Origin of the sequence: Vibrio cortegadensis (assembly GCF_024347395.1) — a bacterium.
GTDB lineage: Bacteria > Pseudomonadota > Gammaproteobacteria > Enterobacterales > Vibrionaceae > Vibrio > Vibrio cortegadensis.
On the sequence record NZ_AP025475.1, the window covers coordinates 67,260 to 84,136 of the forward strand.

At 44.5% G+C, this 16,877-nt stretch carries 16 protein-coding genes; 10 read left to right on the plus strand and 6 right to left on the minus strand.

The annotated features are described in order from the left end of the window. The first annotated feature begins 11 nt into the window (after nt 1–11). The 8 genes from OCV39_RS21010 (at nt 12) to OCV39_RS21045 (ending at nt 9,695) form a co-directional block, all read left to right on the plus strand. On the plus strand, nt 12–338 hold the full coding sequence (locus OCV39_RS21010; RefSeq protein WP_261890230.1) for a phage tail assembly protein T: 327 nt from the start codon (nt 12–14) through the stop codon (nt 336–338). After that, nucleotides 319–2,553: a hypothetical protein gene (locus OCV39_RS21015; RefSeq protein ID WP_261890231.1), complete on the plus strand. Its 2,235-nt coding sequence runs from the start codon at nt 319–321 to the stop codon at nt 2,551–2,553. The genes OCV39_RS21010 and OCV39_RS21015 overlap by 20 nt, the downstream gene beginning before the upstream one ends. Continuing rightward, nucleotides 2,554–3,027, plus strand: coding sequence for a hypothetical protein (locus tag OCV39_RS21020; protein WP_261890232.1), 474 nt, complete (start codon nt 2,554–2,556; stop codon nt 3,025–3,027). Further along, a complete protein-coding gene (locus OCV39_RS21025) occupies nt 3,027–5,639 on the plus strand; it encodes an SGNH/GDSL hydrolase family protein (protein ID WP_261890233.1) in 2,613 nt (870 codons plus the stop codon). The genes OCV39_RS21020 and OCV39_RS21025 overlap by 1 nt, the downstream gene beginning before the upstream one ends. Beyond that, the gene (locus OCV39_RS21030; protein ID WP_261890234.1) at nt 5,639–6,175 is read left to right on the plus strand and encodes a DUF1833 domain-containing protein; all 537 of its coding nucleotides are present in this window, start codon (nt 5,639–5,641) and stop codon (nt 6,173–6,175) included. The genes OCV39_RS21025 and OCV39_RS21030 overlap by 1 nt, the downstream gene beginning before the upstream one ends. Continuing rightward, nucleotides 6,175–6,588, plus strand: a complete 414-nt coding sequence (locus OCV39_RS21035; protein WP_261890235.1) for an NlpC/P60 family protein — start codon at nt 6,175–6,177, stop codon at nt 6,586–6,588. Before OCV39_RS21030 ends, OCV39_RS21035 begins: the two co-directional genes overlap by 1 nt. Continuing rightward, nucleotides 6,560–9,373, plus strand: a complete 2,814-nt coding sequence (locus OCV39_RS21040) for a host specificity factor TipJ family phage tail protein (RefSeq protein WP_261890236.1) — start codon at nt 6,560–6,562, stop codon at nt 9,371–9,373. Before OCV39_RS21035 ends, OCV39_RS21040 begins: the two co-directional genes overlap by 29 nt. Nucleotides 9,374–9,449: 76 nt before the next feature. Next, nucleotides 9,450–9,695 (plus strand): hypothetical protein, encoded by a 246-nt coding sequence (locus OCV39_RS21045; RefSeq protein WP_261890237.1) that lies wholly within the window; start codon nt 9,450–9,452, stop codon nt 9,693–9,695. A 109-nt stretch (nt 9,696–9,804) separates the two neighbouring features. Here OCV39_RS21045 and OCV39_RS21050 read toward each other — a convergent pair whose 3' ends face one another. Continuing rightward, the gene (locus OCV39_RS21050; RefSeq protein WP_016786068.1) at nt 9,805–9,987 is read right to left on the minus strand and encodes a hypothetical protein; all 183 of its coding nucleotides are present in this window, start codon (nt 9,985–9,987) and stop codon (nt 9,805–9,807) included. Nucleotides 9,988–10,246: 259 nt separating this feature from the next. On the opposite strand from OCV39_RS21050, the gene OCV39_RS21055 reads away from it, so the two are divergent. Further along, nucleotides 10,247–10,573, plus strand: a complete 327-nt coding sequence (locus OCV39_RS21055; protein WP_261890238.1) for a helix-turn-helix domain-containing protein — start codon at nt 10,247–10,249, stop codon at nt 10,571–10,573. Nucleotides 10,574–10,623: 50 nt separating this feature from the next. Here the strand turns inward: OCV39_RS21055 and OCV39_RS21060 are convergent, their stop codons facing one another. The 5 genes from OCV39_RS21060 to OCV39_RS21080 are packed head-to-tail and all read right to left on the minus strand — an operon-like array spanning nt 10,624 to nt 13,879. Further along, nucleotides 10,624–10,878: a hypothetical protein gene (locus tag OCV39_RS21060; protein ID WP_261890239.1), complete on the minus strand. Its 255-nt coding sequence runs from the start codon at nt 10,876–10,878 to the stop codon at nt 10,624–10,626. A 25-nt stretch (nt 10,879–10,903) separates the two neighbouring features. Then, nucleotides 10,904–11,059, minus strand: coding sequence for a hypothetical protein (locus OCV39_RS21065; RefSeq protein WP_165922801.1), 156 nt, complete (start codon nt 11,057–11,059; stop codon nt 10,904–10,906). Nucleotides 11,060–11,118: 59 nt separating this feature from the next. Then, nucleotides 11,119–11,742, minus strand: coding sequence for a DUF6012 family protein (locus OCV39_RS21070; RefSeq protein WP_261890240.1), 624 nt, complete (start codon nt 11,740–11,742; stop codon nt 11,119–11,121). A 20-nt stretch (nt 11,743–11,762) separates the two neighbouring features. Continuing rightward, the gene (locus OCV39_RS21075) at nt 11,763–12,716 is read right to left on the minus strand and encodes a ParB/RepB/Spo0J family partition protein (protein ID WP_261890241.1); all 954 of its coding nucleotides are present in this window, start codon (nt 12,714–12,716) and stop codon (nt 11,763–11,765) included. Then, the gene (locus OCV39_RS21080; protein ID WP_261890242.1) at nt 12,713–13,879 is read right to left on the minus strand and encodes an AAA family ATPase; all 1,167 of its coding nucleotides are present in this window, start codon (nt 13,877–13,879) and stop codon (nt 12,713–12,715) included. The genes OCV39_RS21075 and OCV39_RS21080 overlap by 4 nt, the downstream gene beginning before the upstream one ends. 967 nt (nt 13,880–14,846) lie before the next feature. On the opposite strand from OCV39_RS21080, the gene OCV39_RS21085 reads away from it, so the two are divergent. Next, on the plus strand, nt 14,847–15,191 hold the full coding sequence (locus tag OCV39_RS21085; protein ID WP_261890243.1) for a hypothetical protein: 345 nt from the start codon (nt 14,847–14,849) through the stop codon (nt 15,189–15,191). Nucleotides 15,192–16,877 lie beyond the last annotated feature (1,686 nt).

Sequence of the window (16,877 nt, forward strand, 5' to 3'; positions counted from 1 at the left end):
AGGCGTTCGCCATGGATCTTGCCCGAGAGTTCGGGCAAGTGTGCTGGCGCACCATGCTAGCGTCTATGAGTGGTGAGACGGTTCTTGAATGGCAAGAGCATTTCACCAAGCATGGTTTTACGCGAGATATGGATAATTGGCGGTTTGCTGTTTTATGCGCGGCTAATTGGAACGTCACTGCAATGAGCGCAGGCATTAAGTTAGACCCACCCGTGTCCTACCGTGATTGGTTGCCAAATACAGGTGAACCAGAAGAAACCCGTGAATATGATGACGAAGAGCTGATGGCCATGGGCGAATCGGCTGGAGGAATGCGCTTTGAGTGCCCAAATAGCTGATTTTAATATCCGCTTCAATGCTGATTCTGCCAAGTTTCAGAAAGATGTGGATTACGCAAAAAAAATGCTGCGCGGCTACACAAAAGAAGCTGCTGCAGCTAATGATGCCACTGCTGATTTTGATAAAAAGATGCAAGTGGCTGGTACCAATATTAAGGATATGGGTGCCAACACATTAAAAGTCACGGGGATGATAGCTGCAGGTATCGGTACATTAACCGCTGCAACTACTTACATGGTGCGTCAGAGCGCTCAGCAAGCCCGTGAGATAGAGCGAATGGCTACCGTCGCTCAAGTCTCAGTTGAACAAATTCAAGCCCTTGGTTATGCCTCCGAGCAGTACAGCATATCCGGCGATAAAATGGCTGACATCCTCAAGGATGTGAACGATAAGCTCGGTGACTTCACCTCAAAAGGTGAAGGTGAGTTTAAAGACTTCTTTGAAAATGTTGCCCCATTAGTTGGCGTGACCGCCGATGAACTTTCCCGCCTTGCAAGTCCTGAGGTACTTGTGAGAGTTAAAGAGGCGATGGACGCGGCCAACGTGCCGATGAAAGAGCAATTAACGTATTTAGAGCAGATTGCTAGTGATGCATCTGCCTTAATGCCATTGCTTGAAAATAAAGGTGAGCGACTCTATGAGCTCACTCAACGCTACGATGATCTGAATGTGGCGATGTCTAAATATGACATTCAACAATTCAAGCAGATGGATCAGCAAATTGGCGATATGGAACTGCGATTAGGCAGAGCCTTTGGCAACCTATCCAGACAAGTGAGTTATAGCCTACTCCCTGCCATGGATGATGTTAGTCAGTTTGTGGTTGATTTAACAAAGGGCGTAAAAGACTACACCAACCAAATAGAAGCGTTTGGTGCAGCCACAGCAACACTCAATGTATTCACGAACACTAGCATGCGAGAGAAGCACCGAGAAATTTTCGGTGAGATGATCGAACTGCAGGAAGAGTTGAAAGAATACGAAGGGGTTGATGTCAATGCCCTACCAAGCATAAATCCGTTTGGTAAGAGTAAAAATAGCTGGTTCAACTTACAGCGTGATCTCGGGATGAAGCGAGATGAGCTTAAGCAATTGAACGACACTATTGTTGAACAGCAAAAACGCTTTGCTAGCTCGTTTAAATTCCCCTCCTCTAGTTCAAATGATGATTCACAAGGCGGCTCAGGTGGAGGTTCTTCCTCTAAAAATACTGAGTTAGAGCGAACTCAAGCTGCAGGAGCAGCTCGCCTTTCATCACTTGATAGTCAATATGCCAGTGAGAGAGAAAAACTGCAGTTAGCGCATGAACAGCGCTTAATTGATATTGAAAACCTTCAAGTCTCAGAACAAGAATTGACTCGTCGTGGTTATGAAACCATGGATGTGCTCAAGGCTGAATATAAAGAACGTGAGGATGAGTTTTATCTAGCTGAGCAAGAAGAATTTCAACGCCGTCAAGATGAAGCCATTCAGCGTGAACTTGATGCCTTTACACGCAAGGAAGATGAGAAAACCAAAAAGGCTGAGCAGGCTGCACGCCAGAGAGCTGAAACAGAACAAAGACTAGAGCAACAAATGCTTGGCATGAAAATGCAAGTGGCTAGTCAAACTTTGGGACTGATTGAACAAACTGCCAAAGAAGGTTCTGTCATTCAAAAAGCGGCTTTTTTAGCGCAAAAAGCAATGGCTGCTGCTCAGGTTTATATCCAAGGTGAGGTTGCAGCAATGGCTGCTATGTCTTTACCTCCGATTGGACTTGGCCCTATAGCGGGTGCAGGCATGGCGGCAAGTATCAGAATGATGGCTGGCGTTAGTGCCGGCATGATCATCGGTCAAGGTATCGCAGGTATGGCCCATGATGGTATCGGTGAAATACCAGCAGAAGGTACTTGGCTTTTAAATAAAGGCGAGCGCGTTTATACCAATGATTCAGCGAGCCAACTTGACCAGATGTATAAAGCCGTCATGGCTATGTATACCCATCGCTCGGCATCGAACGACCCATCTATGCGCTTTTCTCAGCAAACAGCAGGTATGAGAACTGGCGGTAATGTCGTGAACATTTTCGGAGCGCCAGAAGGCACCAGAGTAGAAAAAGAGCAAGGTAGTGATGGTGAAGAAATCACAAATGTGTTTTTGGCTGATATGGACGCAGATGGCCCTATGTCACAAGCAATGTCTCGAACGTTTGGCATGGCCAGACAGGGGGTATAAATGGACGGAATGATTTACCCCGATTTTCTTCCTCATCCACACTTCACATCTTCTGGTATTAAACAACAATCCAATCGAATAAGAAGCGAAATGACGTCAGGCCGAACTCGGCAAAGGCGTCGATTCCTTGTTGTTCCTGCAGAGCAAACATTGGAATGGCGTTTACCTAATGAGCAAGCCGCAGCTTTTTTGGGATGGGTAGAACATGCTCTTCTAGGCGGAATTAAGTGGTTTCGGTTGAATCAGCGTACCGAGTTGGGTGTTGTTCCAGTTGATATACGAATGATTCAACACCCCCTTGAAAATGCTAAGAAAAAGGGTGGTCGATTTCTTTATTCAGTGAAGTGTGAGATCAGACAATACCCAATTCAGAGTGAAGAGACCACAGTTGGACAAATCCTTGCACCATACACATTAGATGAGTTCGTTGATGGCGCTGAAATGAATCGTTATTACACGGAGAGCTGGAAATAATGAACAGCAACAACTTTTTTCAGCTAGTGGCTGATTTTCAAAAGAATATTGATTGGTTAAACCAAGTTCTGAAAGGTGATTATGGCATTATTAATATTGATGGGGTTTCTAAGCCAACGATCACTAAAGCCATTGATGACGCCTATGCAGGTATTGCGGCCATGGTCCAGGGTCGTGCTGCCTATAAGACAAAAGCTGATTTACCCGCCAGCCCCCCATCGGGAGTGGCATTAGCTCAAGTCTGGAATGATCCGGTACAAGATCAAAACGGCTTGTATGGTTGGGATGGTGCTAAATGGGTTAAGTCGCAGTATGACAATATCGATCAGCTTGAAAGGGAAGTGGATATTTTATCTTCTCGACTCGATAGCATTTCGTTTAAAGAGGTAGAGCACGGCGATAAATTACAGTCTGGTTTTTATATTAGCAAAACTGACGGTAATGAAGTTACATATACCGGATGGTTGGCCACACCATACATCCCAGTCACACCAGAAACCATAGTCAAACGAGAATCGGATACTGTTGTTGATGATAGTAGTGGCGCGGCGAATTTGGCATTTTATGACGATAAGCAAAGCTATCTAGGATACTTTAATACGAGCTCCAATGAATATTCATTAGTTGTTTCAAGCCTGTTTAGTGGAGCTAGATTCATAAGAGCGTCGTCACCATCTTATGCCACATTATCGCTTACTACGTCTTCACAGCTTGAAGCTGCATCTATAGAAGGGCTAATAGAGTTAATCGATGATATTGATGAAGTGGTCGACCGTGGAAAGAGCACCGAAGAAAAGGACTTTTTCTTAGAAGATGGCGTGGAAAATGGGTTTATCGATACGCTGGGGAATTTTGTACCAGCGGAAACATGGCGTACCACAGCACCAATTGCTGTAATGCCTGGTGATGTATTTACTCGGCAAGGTTATACCTCTGATGTTATAAGCCCTGTAGCCTTATACGGTGAAGACGGTGGCTTTCAGGGCCGCTTAGGGTCAACCGGTGGCGGCGTGGTAGTTGATGTTATTCAAATACCAGAAGGGACTAAATTTGTAAGGGCGTCAGCGGCTGAAACGTATGATTATAGTTTTGTTGGCGCGCCGACAGGGGCGGCATCAAAACTTAAACCAGAGGCATTAGCCGGATATGTAACGGTTAGGTCGATAGTCGACAAAGCGTTTAGTTATGTTGAAAATTTTGATTATTTTAGCCGTGGTGTACCTGGGTATATTGATGTATCAGGGCGATTTGTTCCGGCTGCTAACTGGATAGCAACAGAATATATTCCAGTTTCTGTTGGTGACGTTTTTACATACCAGGGCACTGGTTCATCGGTGGTTTTAGAGGTTGCGGCCTATGATGAGCAAAGTAATTATCTAAGGGCTATCTATGACAAAACCAACACACAGGCTCCTATTGATATTCTGATAGAAGATGATGATATTGCGTTCATTCGATCTTCGGCTAGAAATCTACCGGAAGATCAGGCTACGTTTAGTGGCCTTTTACTTGAAAGTAATGATAAAAAAGAGCCACTGATAATTGATAGTTTTTCGCCTAAACAGGCGTATATAACTGGCAATGAATCATTGTATCTATATTCACGAGGTATTGTTCCTGATCATAAGTATCAATTAGCTTGGAACTTTTCAGAGTCAAATGAAAAACTAGCCGTTTTATCTGGTTCTACGCCAGGAACCCAAGAAGTAAAATTATCGACTTTAATTGAAGGTAAGCGAAATATTATTACTGAACTTTCAGTGGTTCGTTCTGGTGCTCCTGTTAACCCATCAGAGTACAGAAATTTTGTTTGCATTGGTGATAGCCTGACATTAGGGGTATCAAATACCGGAATTAGTGGGGCGTATCCTAACGAGTTGTCTCGACGACTAAATGGTATTGGCACTGCACTGTTGTCCGGTGAAAACTCTCCGCCAGCAGGGACGTTGGATAATATTCGTTTTCTTGGCACATTAGGCGATCAGCCAGTTAAGCATGAGGGTCGCGGAGGGTGGACAGCCAGTAATTACCTAAATCTGGATAACGCATTAAGGGACCCTATTTCTGGTGAACTTGATTTTAATTATTGGGCGACCAATAACGGATTCGATCACAACTCGTTACCAGGTGGTGTTTTGCCAGATGGTAGCAATATTACTTGCATCATCTTGTTAGGCTGGAATGATGTTTATCGAAGTACACCGAGTGAGTCATATAAAAATCTGGTAAAAATGATTAATTCATTTAAAGGGAATAGCCCAAATGCTGATTTTATCGTTGTTGGCTTGAACCCAGGCCCAGTTGATAACCAGAAAGCTTTTTCAGGTGATCGTTATGTGTCTCAGATGGAAATATGGAATGACGCCGTATTTAAGTTTGGTAATGAATATAAAAAAGTGGAATCAGAATTAGAACGGTGTGAGTTTTTACAGCTGTCACATGTTTTTAATACTGATATTGGTTACAAAAAGATAGAGCGCCGCATTAGTTCAAGAAGTAGTGAAAAAATGGTAGCGGCTTCGGATCATGTGCATCCTAATGCTACCGGATACGCAATGATAGCGGATGCGATTTACCACAAAATTGTGCATGACTATTGTCAGGGGGCGTAATGAAATCAATAGAGGTTTATTACGCCTCTGCTCCTGCCTATGAAATTCCAATACACACTCTCGAAATCAAAAATGAAAAAGCCTATCAGCGCGGCGATGCTGATTCAGTCATTCGCCTAGCTGACGGGTTTTATTCTGTTCGAGAAGATGGTGAGGAAGGAATAGAGCTGGGGCTTGAAGATGGCAGTAATGCTTTCTTTCGAGCCTCGGCTTTTGGCTTATCTCTTCCTGCTAAAAGCGTGAAAGGTAAGCAAAGTCTTCAATTCCAAATTGATAATGTGACGGGCGAGGCCCGTCATTTTATTGATAAGGCAATGGAGGACGGGAGCAAGGTAATCATTACTTACCGAGTTTATCTATCCACTAATCTTCAATCACCTGCGCAGCCGCCTCTTGTGCTTACGTGCGTTTCGGAGAAAGACAACATTCAAACGGTGAGCGTTGTTGCCTCATTTCATGATCTAGTTAATAGAGCTTGGCCAAAACGCCGTTACACACCAGCTGTTGCTCGCGGTCTTAAATATCAAGGTTCCTAATGACACTTAATGATTTGATGAATGTGCCATATTGCGACCACGGTCGCGATGGTGCAGGGCTAGATTGTTGGGGGTTTGTTCGCTTAGTCCGTCACTACCATCACGAACTCCCGATGCTGGCTAGCTTTGGTTCTGTCTCACCGGATGATAAATCAGGCATGACGGATGGTTATGATCAGGTGGTTACTGGTTTTTGTAAAACAGAACCAATAGATGGCGCGATAGCTTGTCATTTCATTGGAGAAACCTTGGTTCATGTTGGTGTTGTCATCAATGAAAACGGTCTAAAAGTCGCACATACAGGGCGAAAATTGAGAAAGCCACGTTTAGTGAGACTTTCTGAGTTTGAGCGAATGGCGTTAATTACGAGGTATTACATAGAACATGACTATATTGGTGGTTTACCCAAATAAGTTAGATTTATCTAAGCGAGAGTTCTGCCCCGTAGTACCTGGTCAGACGCTTAATGCTTGGATGTCTGCAAACATTAAAGGTTATTACGTTTCAGGAACGCCGCCTTTTTCTTATCGAGTTAATGGCTCTCAGTTAACATCATTAGATTGGTCTGAGTATGTTTGGCAAGATGGTGACTTAATAGAGCTCTACGCTGAGCCAAAGGATCCAGTCACCGCAATTATGGCGGTTGTTGCTGTGGTATCGGCAGGCATGGCCATTTACGCCATGAATCAAATACCAGACACCTTTCAGAAAACCACACCGGAAGGCAGTCCGATTTATGATGCGAATGCTCAGGGGAACCAACCTCGTTTAATGGGGATCATTCCTGAGCTTTTTGGTCGTCATAAAACGTACCCTGATATTATCAGTGAGCCTCATTGGTATTTTGCTGAGGATGATGAGTTCCTGTTGCTAATGACCTCTGTAAGTGTTGGTGATATAGAGCTTAATGGTGACAATATTATTATTGGTGATACGCCAGTTTCAAAATATGGTGTAGATATCGACTATCAGATCTTTCCACCTGGTGCCGACGTCACCTCTCACCCAAGCTATCAAAACATCTACACATCACGAGAAGTTGGTGCAACTGCGTCGACTTCCGGCATCGAACTAAAAGGTGCCGTGAATTCTATCGAACCCAATACCACTCGAATAGCCCAAAATACAATGACGCTCTTGAGTGAAATTGATGGCTTTTTATCGGAGTACTGGCCTGTTGAATGGGAAGCGGGGCATGTCATAACCGTGGCAGGTTCGCTTGGTTCGCGTGATGTTTCTGAAAGTCACGGTTACGGTGGTTGGCGAGCTGAGGCTACATCAGACATATTAAATTTTTGGTCACAAGATTCTGATCTTCATAATTGTAAACGTGGAGATTATGTTCAGTATCCTATTTCCTATTATGAGCCATCCAATGGGCCTACCCAGATTGAATATGCGACTGGCATGATTGATGCCAAATTCACTGGAATTCAAAATGGTATGGAGTTTTATGCCGTTCGCGTTATCGATGCCAATGGTAATATCTTACCTGTTAGTACTGTCCCTTCTGATGCTCGCCACTTACCTATCAAGTTCTCTGGTAAGGATGATGGACGCTTTGTTATTAAGAGCAAAACAAGCACTAAAGCAACATTGAAGCGTTTGTACCCCGCAGGTGGCACTGAACAATCTTGGTGGAACTCTTTCTCATCACAAGGTGATAATGTCGATTGGCGAATCACTGCTGAGAACGCTTTACCAGGTGAGCCAGCCGGCCCGTTCTACGCTTGTCCTCAGTCAGAGATAACTGATCAAATTTATATTGATTTGAAGTTTCCTGATGGTATTGGGTACATGAACGACAATGGCTCTATTTCTAGCAGAGAATTGCGAGTCATGATCGAATGGCGCGGCGAGGGGGAAGTAACTTGGAACCAGCAAGAGTTTAAACGCTCTGGCGCCACTCGTGATCAGATGGGGAATACCATCCATATCAACTTAGGGCGCAAGGTTAGACCAGAAGTGCGTGTTTACCGTATCACTGGGGATAGCACTGATAGCCGAGCATTTGACCGGATAGAGTTTAAACGCCTTAAATCGAGACTAGAGGCTAATACTAAATACGACGACTTCACCACCATGGCCGTTCGTATTCGTGGTAGTAATACCTTGTCACGCAGTGCTGAAAACAAGCTTGGTGTTATCCCTGTTCGTAAGCTGCAAATTCCTGATGGAGTTGGTGGTTGGACTACAGAAACGTATGCAACTCGGGATATTGCGCCAGCTGTTCGATACATCATCACTGATAGTGGGTTAACCGATGTTCAGATAGGCCACCATGAGCTTTTACGACTACATGAAGTATGGAAAGCTCGTGGCGATACTTTCGATGCAGTATTTACCGATGACAGCACACTGTTTGATGTGCTCAAAAAGGTGCTTGCTGTTGGTTATGCAGAGCCAACTTTGAACTATGGTCAAATCGTGCCGGTTCGGGATGAACCTCGCAGTGTATTTGATTATCAGTACCAACCTGACAACATGCTTGGTAAAGGTTTAGAGCGTTCTGGTAAGTTCATTGATGAAGAAGAACCTGATGGTATTGAAGTCGAGTATTTTTCGACTGAAACATGGAAGCCGGAAACGGTGCTTTGTTTGCTGCCAGGTGATTTAGGTTTGAAGCCTGAAAAAGTTCGTGCTTTCGGTGTAACGGATGAAACGAAGGCTTGGCGGTTCGGTATGCGTATTCGTCGAAAGAAGCGTTACCGCCGTTTTCAATACTCATTTCAAACTGAGATGGATGCGTTTAACTCCAATTACCTTGATTTTGTAGCACTGGCTGATGATGTACCAGGTTATGCTCAAAGTGGTCGATTGGAGGAGTATTCTTATCAGAATGGGCGGACAACGTTAACGTTTGATGCTCCGTTGGAGTGGGGTGAAGGTGTTCACCATGTAGCGTTAAGGAAGCCGAATGGTAAAACATCTGGGCCTTACGTTTGCGACCGTGGCCCCAATCCGTTTCAGCTAGTAATTTATAGCAATCTTGATTTTGCACCTGACCTTTCTGGATCCATTGAACCGCCATTGTGGTTGTTTGGTGCAGCTGATAGTTGGTGTTATCCATCCTTGATTGATGACGTCACCCCACAAGGCACTGAAAAGTGTAGTGTGAAAGCAGTGAATTATGACGTGAGGGTGTATCAGGACGATGATAATGAGCCAGACGAAAATGGTTACCCTAAAGTGGCTTAGGTTGACTTATTTACTGATATTCATTGACAAAGTTGTCTCATCACGGTTTATTCACCCTATCTCATAGGGGGAATAAATGAACTTAATACCTAAATCAGCGATGACGTCATTCATTCTAACGTTCCTGTTCGGGCCGTTGGGGTTGTTTTACTCATCACCTCTTTGGGCGGTTCTTTTGTCAATTGCGTTTTACTTCACCCTTCCAACAATCCTTGTGCCAATTGGCATTTGGTTGTTGTCGTGGGGGATTGGTCACTATTGTGTCTGTACTCACAATGAGAACATTGAAGCTATTAAGCAGTTGGCAAAAGATAACCAGTAAATCAAACCCCTAGCCGAAACTAGGGGTTTTCTTTTGGTTCGTTGCTTATGAAGGCGTGCCACGATGTAGTCAGAAGTGACATCATAGAAAAGCAACATGCCACACGACCTCAGACAATTGCGGTTTGTGTGGAGTCCTTTCCGTATACTCTCCTTTTTAACTCATCTACAGCTTTTAGTAGCGTAACGCTGCAACTTATGCTCATTTCCTCCGTAATAACCACACCAGGCTCAGCCGCTGCAGCCATCATTTCTAAGTCTCCGATAATTTTTTTTATTTCTAAATTTTTCATACAACCTAAGTCCAACTAACATTAATTTATGCATTTTGCATTTGCATATTCAGAATACACGAATTCTGAAATGCGCAAGGGGTGTCTCTTCTACACGTAACACTATGATTACTTGGGACATGCTCTTATGGCACGTTTGTTGGTATGGATAATAACAATAAAAAAAATATTGCAATTGATCACATAAGCAGATTAATGACAACCACGTCAATAGTGACTGATTTGCAGTAAATACCTATCAATAGTGACGTGTAGTTTTATGAAAAAAGCAGACCCGATTGTCCATGTTTTAAGGCGATACCGTGAAAATCAGGGAATTTCGCAAGATAGAATGTCAGGATTGACAGGCATTAGCGTAAGCACCATTCAAAGAATTGAGAATGGTCGAACTGATATGAAGCTGAGTCATTACAGGAGTTATCTTAATGCGCTCGGCATGTCTGATATGGATGTATCAATCGCGCTTTTCTCTCACGAGTTCGTGACTGAAAAAGAAGTTGCGGCAGTTTCTCGTAAATTGCCCTTTCGATTTCGAAGGATTGTGATCGCCTTTCTTAATGAATTAGCTGATGCACTAAAGCATTAACGGCACCACTTAATGGTGCCGTTCTTGTTTGCGATTGTGTGAACTTTTAATCAGACCTTACTGATATAAAGACTGCAGGCATCATCTAAAACATCTAAGGTTTGCGGTGGGTAAGATACTGTAGCCAAGTTCAAGCAGGCCACTGTATCGTCATCATAAGCAAAAAAGCTAACATGCGTTTCACCATCTAAAATCACCTTGTTTGCTTTACTGAAGAAAAAGGTCATCACTTGTTTTTCATCATGATAAACAAACCCTTGGAAGTAGTCAGGACTACCATTTCTTTTTAGTACAAGTTTAACCACGTTTTATTCCTTTTAGTTTGATTGGTTAGTGGCGAGCTAGTTCTTGATAGCAAGCTTTTGCAACAGCTTCACCCATGAAGTCCCCTTGGCCCTCCAGCCACTCAAGTACTAAATGAGCAGGCATAGTGAGTAGTTCTTGTAGAGAGGCACTACGAATTTTGTTATAGTCCTTTTTAGACATGATCGTCTCCTGGCGGTTTTGGTTGTGTCTTAAACCCCGATTGCAGTCGGGGTTTTGTTTTATTTGATGACTGTAAAAGCGGTTTCAAGTCCTGGGAACCTATCGCAGCCATAAGTGCGGAAACGCTCTCTTTGTATGGTTGGCACTTCTAATTTCTGCAGGCATCGTGTGACAACGCCATCAGAACTCTTTTCAGACTCTAAAATTCCAACCTGCCTTTCATCAGGGAATAACCACATACATGGGTTTACCCACATTGGTGCGGCATCTGGCATGCTTGCTGGTATTCGCCTTTCCCAGCCACCAAGGCTGTCAGACATTCCATGCCAGTAACATACATCTGTGCTGATAGCATCGTGATCTTCATCTAACACAATTATCTTGGTGGTGTGCTCAACCATTTGGCTACTTTCGCCCCAATAATCCAACTCCCACTCACAGGTAACAGTTAACTCAGGAATATGAGCGCGTGTTTCAACTAATAATCCGAAAAGCTGTTTACGACTTGATTTAGGACCACCGCAAAAGTAGTGCTTGTTAGGCCAAGGATTTCCGGTTTTGAGTTGATCGCCACCAATAAGCACTAGGTCTAGTTCAGGAATGCTAACTTGTTTTAATGAGCACTTTCCTACGAATCCCACTTCCAGCGGTCGGTAAATTTTTGGCGTTATATGAATAAGCATGTTGTTCTCCTGGCGTATTGTTAGCAGTTATCCAACGCTTCTTTTGATAGCGTCTGTGAAATGAAGTCCTCGATAGCTTTCAGAGAGTCATCTGAAACTTTTGGGATGTTGATTGTGGCATTGCCGTTCTTCAATGCGACCGTGGCCCCCATCGCCAATTCGCGTGGTTTCACTGCTTCAGGCTTCTCATTTGTTGCACCACACTTGGTAATGAACAGCTCAATGATCTCTTCTGTGGTGTGCTTACCCTTCTCAGGGATAAGCCATGAGTCACAGAAGTTAACGATCTCTTCTTGCTTCTCTTTAGTCAGGCTTTTATACACCTTATAAAGTGTTTCACCTTTACGTGCGCTGAGCTCGTTTGGTGAGGTGAAGCTGCGAATAAACGCCTTAGGCAATTGAGCTGTGTTCACGCAACGCATCATCGCTTTGCGGCTTACACCAACCGCCTCAGCCACTTCTTCTTGCGTGGCGTTATTAAGCATGCGTTCATAGCGAAGACCTTTTTCCCAGGCAGATGTATCCTTGTATTTGTTGCCCACATCGGACAGGAACTGCATCTGCTGCTCGTCTAAGTCTCCCACCCATACATAGAAAGGCTTTTTAGTTTCAAGTGCTGTAAAGCGGCGACGGCTACCGTCTGCAATCTCTATCTGGCCGCATACATCACGACCAAATGCTGGTATCTGTTGACCTTGGTCTTTGAACGTTTCAATCAAGTCACTAACAGCATGTGCATCGAGTAGGAACTGGTTGCGCTCATTGCCAAGGTAAACCATGGTGCTCAGTTCAATTTTGTCTGCAGGCACTTCCACCAGCTTGAACTTTACCTCTTTCCCCATGACTTTATGTGTCATAGTGCTGCCAGCTGCAGCTTGTGATTCCAGTTTTTGAAGTTTCTTTTTATTGCGTTTACCTGCTTCTTGAACGGAAACAGAACTAGGTTGAACTTCTACTTGAACATCGCTTTTCATGCTTCCTCCTTCCAGAATGGTTTGATTAGTTCTTCCAGCATTTCAGTAAACGTAGGCTCAAAGATATCGTTCGCACGCTTCCATGCTGCTGGGCTTGAGCGTTGTTCGTCAGCCTGTTCGTAAATTGACGCCATCCGACGTTGGCCCTTACCAACTTCATCGGTAACTCTAACCCCATTAGTCAGTGGTAAGCCTGGCCATATCTTCATTATGTCGCGTAAGTTAGCCTGGCTTGATGAGCCCACACCGCCAAGTTTGGTAGGCAGAACTCGCACCAGTGGCTCATGAGTCGTTTCTAATAGCGAGGCTTCGTCGTAGATGTCTGCTATTAGCGCCATTAGCTGTGTTGTCGAGTTGATGTCGTTCACCTCAGTTGATGTAGCTATTAGCGTTACATCAGAGGCACAGATCATGTTCATTGTGCCCATACCCAAGTCGGGGTGGCCGTCGATGATAATGATGTCATAGCTGTCTGAAATTGTTGCAATACCTGCTTGAAGCATTGTGTGCGTCTGGTATGGGATATCGGCTTCCGGCAACTCACGTTCTAAACGCTGCATTTGCAGGTGGCTAGGGATGATATCTAGCTTTGGCCATGCTGTGTTTTTTACGCAATAGGTAAGATCATCCTCATCACCCAGCATGAATGGCAGCACAGTGTCATTTATCGTGGTGTTAAGTTCAGGATGGTAGCCGAAATACATTGATAGGTGCGCTTGTGGGTCTATATCAATAGCAAGGACACGATACCCTTGTAGAGAGCACCACTGAGCGAAGTTGGCCGTAGTGCTTGTCTTATAACAACCACCCTTACCGCCTGGTATCGCAAGAGTGACCGCCTCGCTATCTTCAGGTCGATATGGCTGTGTACCAAAGTGTTCCCGCATCATTTCAATTTGATCTAATGTGTAACCGGCACGAATAGGGCGAGGGTTATCACCTTTGCTGTCGATATAATCTGCAGGTGGTAGCCGCCCTTCTTTCTCAGCTTTCTCTATGGCTTGGCGTGATACGCCAATATAGGCTGCAGCTGCATTAATCTTGAAGCGTCGTTTAATCTTTCGTGCTTCAGGTGAATCATCACCAAACACTGCTTTAGCGCGACTGGAACTCCAGTCACTTGCTGCGCCTATGCAGTTTCTCATTAGGGTTGATACGCTCATTTTGTCTCCTGGCTTCTTGTTGGTTGCTTGTTATTATTAATCAACCAAGAAAAAAGAGCAACTATAATCATTTAGAGCAACTATGAGTTATTTGAATTTTGTGGGTGCGCATCACATTTTTTCATTCATGCCCCCTGTTTTGATGAGTGGCTGTTGCCTTGCTGTGAATTACTACGCCTTAGTTAAGTCACTTCCGCTTTAAAGTTGTTTTATAACAATGACTTAATGGTAATCAAGAGAAACCGGAAGTGGGTTAACTCTTCCCATACACCCATCAACAAGCGTGAAAGTGTTGCTTTCGCTGATTGATTCTCTCCATGTCAATTTATTACAGAACTTTTCCATGTGTGCAAATAATAACATAACAATAAACGTTATCGCACGCACACGCAAAGTGTGCGACAACCAAATAATACATGTTACCCCTTGCACACGTGTGCTAATACTAACTATTTACGTAAATAGTTAGTATTAGCACACGTGTGCAAAGGGTAACATGTATTATTTGGTTGTCGCACACTTGCGTGTGTGCGTTTGACGACGATTGTTATTATTATTTGCACACATGGAAAAAAGTCTGTAATAAATTGACATGGAAAATCAATCGGCAGCTGTAACTTTTCACGCTTGATGATGGGTGTATGGGAAGAGTTAACCCACTTCCGGTTTCTCTTGATTACCGATTAAGTCATTGTTATAAAACAACTTTAAAGCGGAAGTGACTTAACTAAGGCGTAATAATTCACAGCAAGGCAACAGCCACTCATCAAAACGGGGGCATGAATGAAAAAATGTGATGCGCAAAAAAATTCAAATAACTCATAGTTGCTCTAAATGATTATGGTTGCTCTTTTTCTTGGTGATACAAGCAACCAACAAAAGCCGGGAGGTAAAATGAGCGTATCAACCCTAATGAAAACTGCGCCAGGCGCGGCAGTGACTGGAGTTCCAGTCGCGCTTTAAAGCAGTGTTTGATGATGATTCACCTGAAGCACGAAAGATTAAACGACGCTTCAGGTTAATGCGGCTGCGGCTGGCGCGGCGTATCGCAAAGCCAGAAAAGCTGAAAAGAAGGGCGGCTACCTGCGAGCATATCGACGGCAAAGGTGACCCTCGCCTATTCGTGCCGGTTACGATTAGATCAGGTGAAATGATGCGGGCTGCTTTGGTACGCAGCCATATCGACCAAGATAGCGAGGCGGTCACTCTTGCGATACCGAGCGACGAAACGATTGATTTGAACAAGGCGCTACGGCAACTCGCTCGCTGGTGGTGCTTTCTACAAGGGTATCGTGTCGCTGCTGATATATGACCCACAAGCGCACCTATCAATGTTTTCGGCTACCATCCTGAACTTAACACCACGATAAATGACGCTGTGCTGCCATTCATGCTGGGTGATGATGATGATCTTACCTGTTGCGTAAAAAACGGCGTGGCCAAAGCTAGATATCATCCCTAACCACCTGCAAATGCGGCGTTTAGAACGTGATTTGCCGGAAGCCGATATCCCATACCGGCGCACAATGCGAGCAGGCGCAATTTTCGAACGGCTATGACATCATTATCATCGACGGCCACCCCGACTTGGTATGGGCACAATGAACATGATCTGTGCCTCTGATGTGTAACGCTAATAACTACATCAACTGGTGAACGACATCAACTCGACAACACGGCAATGGCAACTAATAACGAACATCTACGACGAAACCTCGCTATTAAAACGACTCATGAGCCACTGGTGCGGTTCTGGCTACTGCAAACGGCGGCGTCAATCAACCGAGCTAACGCGACATAATGAATATGGGCCGGGCTTACCACTGACTAATGGGTAGAGTTACCGATGAAGTGAAGGGACAACGTCGGATGGCGTCAATTTACGAACGGCTGACGAACAACGCTCAAGCCAGCGGCATGGAAGCGTGCGAACGATATCTTTGAGCCTACGTTTACTGAAATGCTGGAAGAACTAATCAAACCATTCTGGAAGGAGGAAGCATGGCGACGATGTTCAATGTAAAGTTCAACCTGGTTCTGTTTCCGTTCGAAAGCGGTAAACGCAATAAAAAGAAACTTCAAAAACTGGAATCTGGCTGCGGCTGGCAGCACTGTTTTATAAAGTCATGGGGAAAGAGGTAAAGTTCAAGCTGGTGGAAGTGCCTGCTGAAAAATTGAACTGAGCACCATGGTTTACGACGTGAGCGCAACCAGTTCCTACTCGATGCGCATGCTGTTAGTGACGATTGAAACGTTCAAACCAGGTCAACAGATACCAGCATTTGTCGTGATGTATGCGGCCAGATAAGAGATGCAGACGGTAGCCGTCGCCCGCTTTACAGCACTTGAAACTAAAAAGCCTTTCTGTGTATGGTGGAGAGACTTTGCGAACGCGGCGATGCGGTTCCTGTCCGATGAGCGGCAAAAAACAGGCCATCTGCCTGGGAAAAAAGGTCTTCGCTATGAACGCGTAACTAATAACGCCGCGCGAAAAGTGGCTGGGCGGTTGGTGTAAGCCGCAAAACGATGATGCGTTGCGTGAACACAGCTCAATTGCCTGGGCGTTTATTCGTTCGGCTTCACCAAACCAAACGAGCTCGGCGCACGCAAAGGTGAAACACTTTATAAAAGGTGTATAAAAAGCTGACTAAAAGAAGAAAAAAAGAGATCGTTAACTTCTGTGACTCGTGGCTTATCCTGAGAAGAAGGTAAGCACACCACAGAAAGATCATTGAGCTGTTCGTTTGCCAGTGTGGTGCAACAAATGAAAGCCTGAAGCAGTGAAACCACGCGAATTGGCGATGGGGCCACGGTCGCGATGAAGAACGGCAATGCCACAATCAACATCCCAAAAGTTTCGAATGACTCTCTCTGAAAGCTATCGAGGACTTCATTTCACGAACGCTATCAAAGAAGCGTTGAATAACTGCTAACAATACGCCGGGAGGAGAACAACATGCTTATTCATATAACGCCAAAATTACCGACCGCTGAAGTG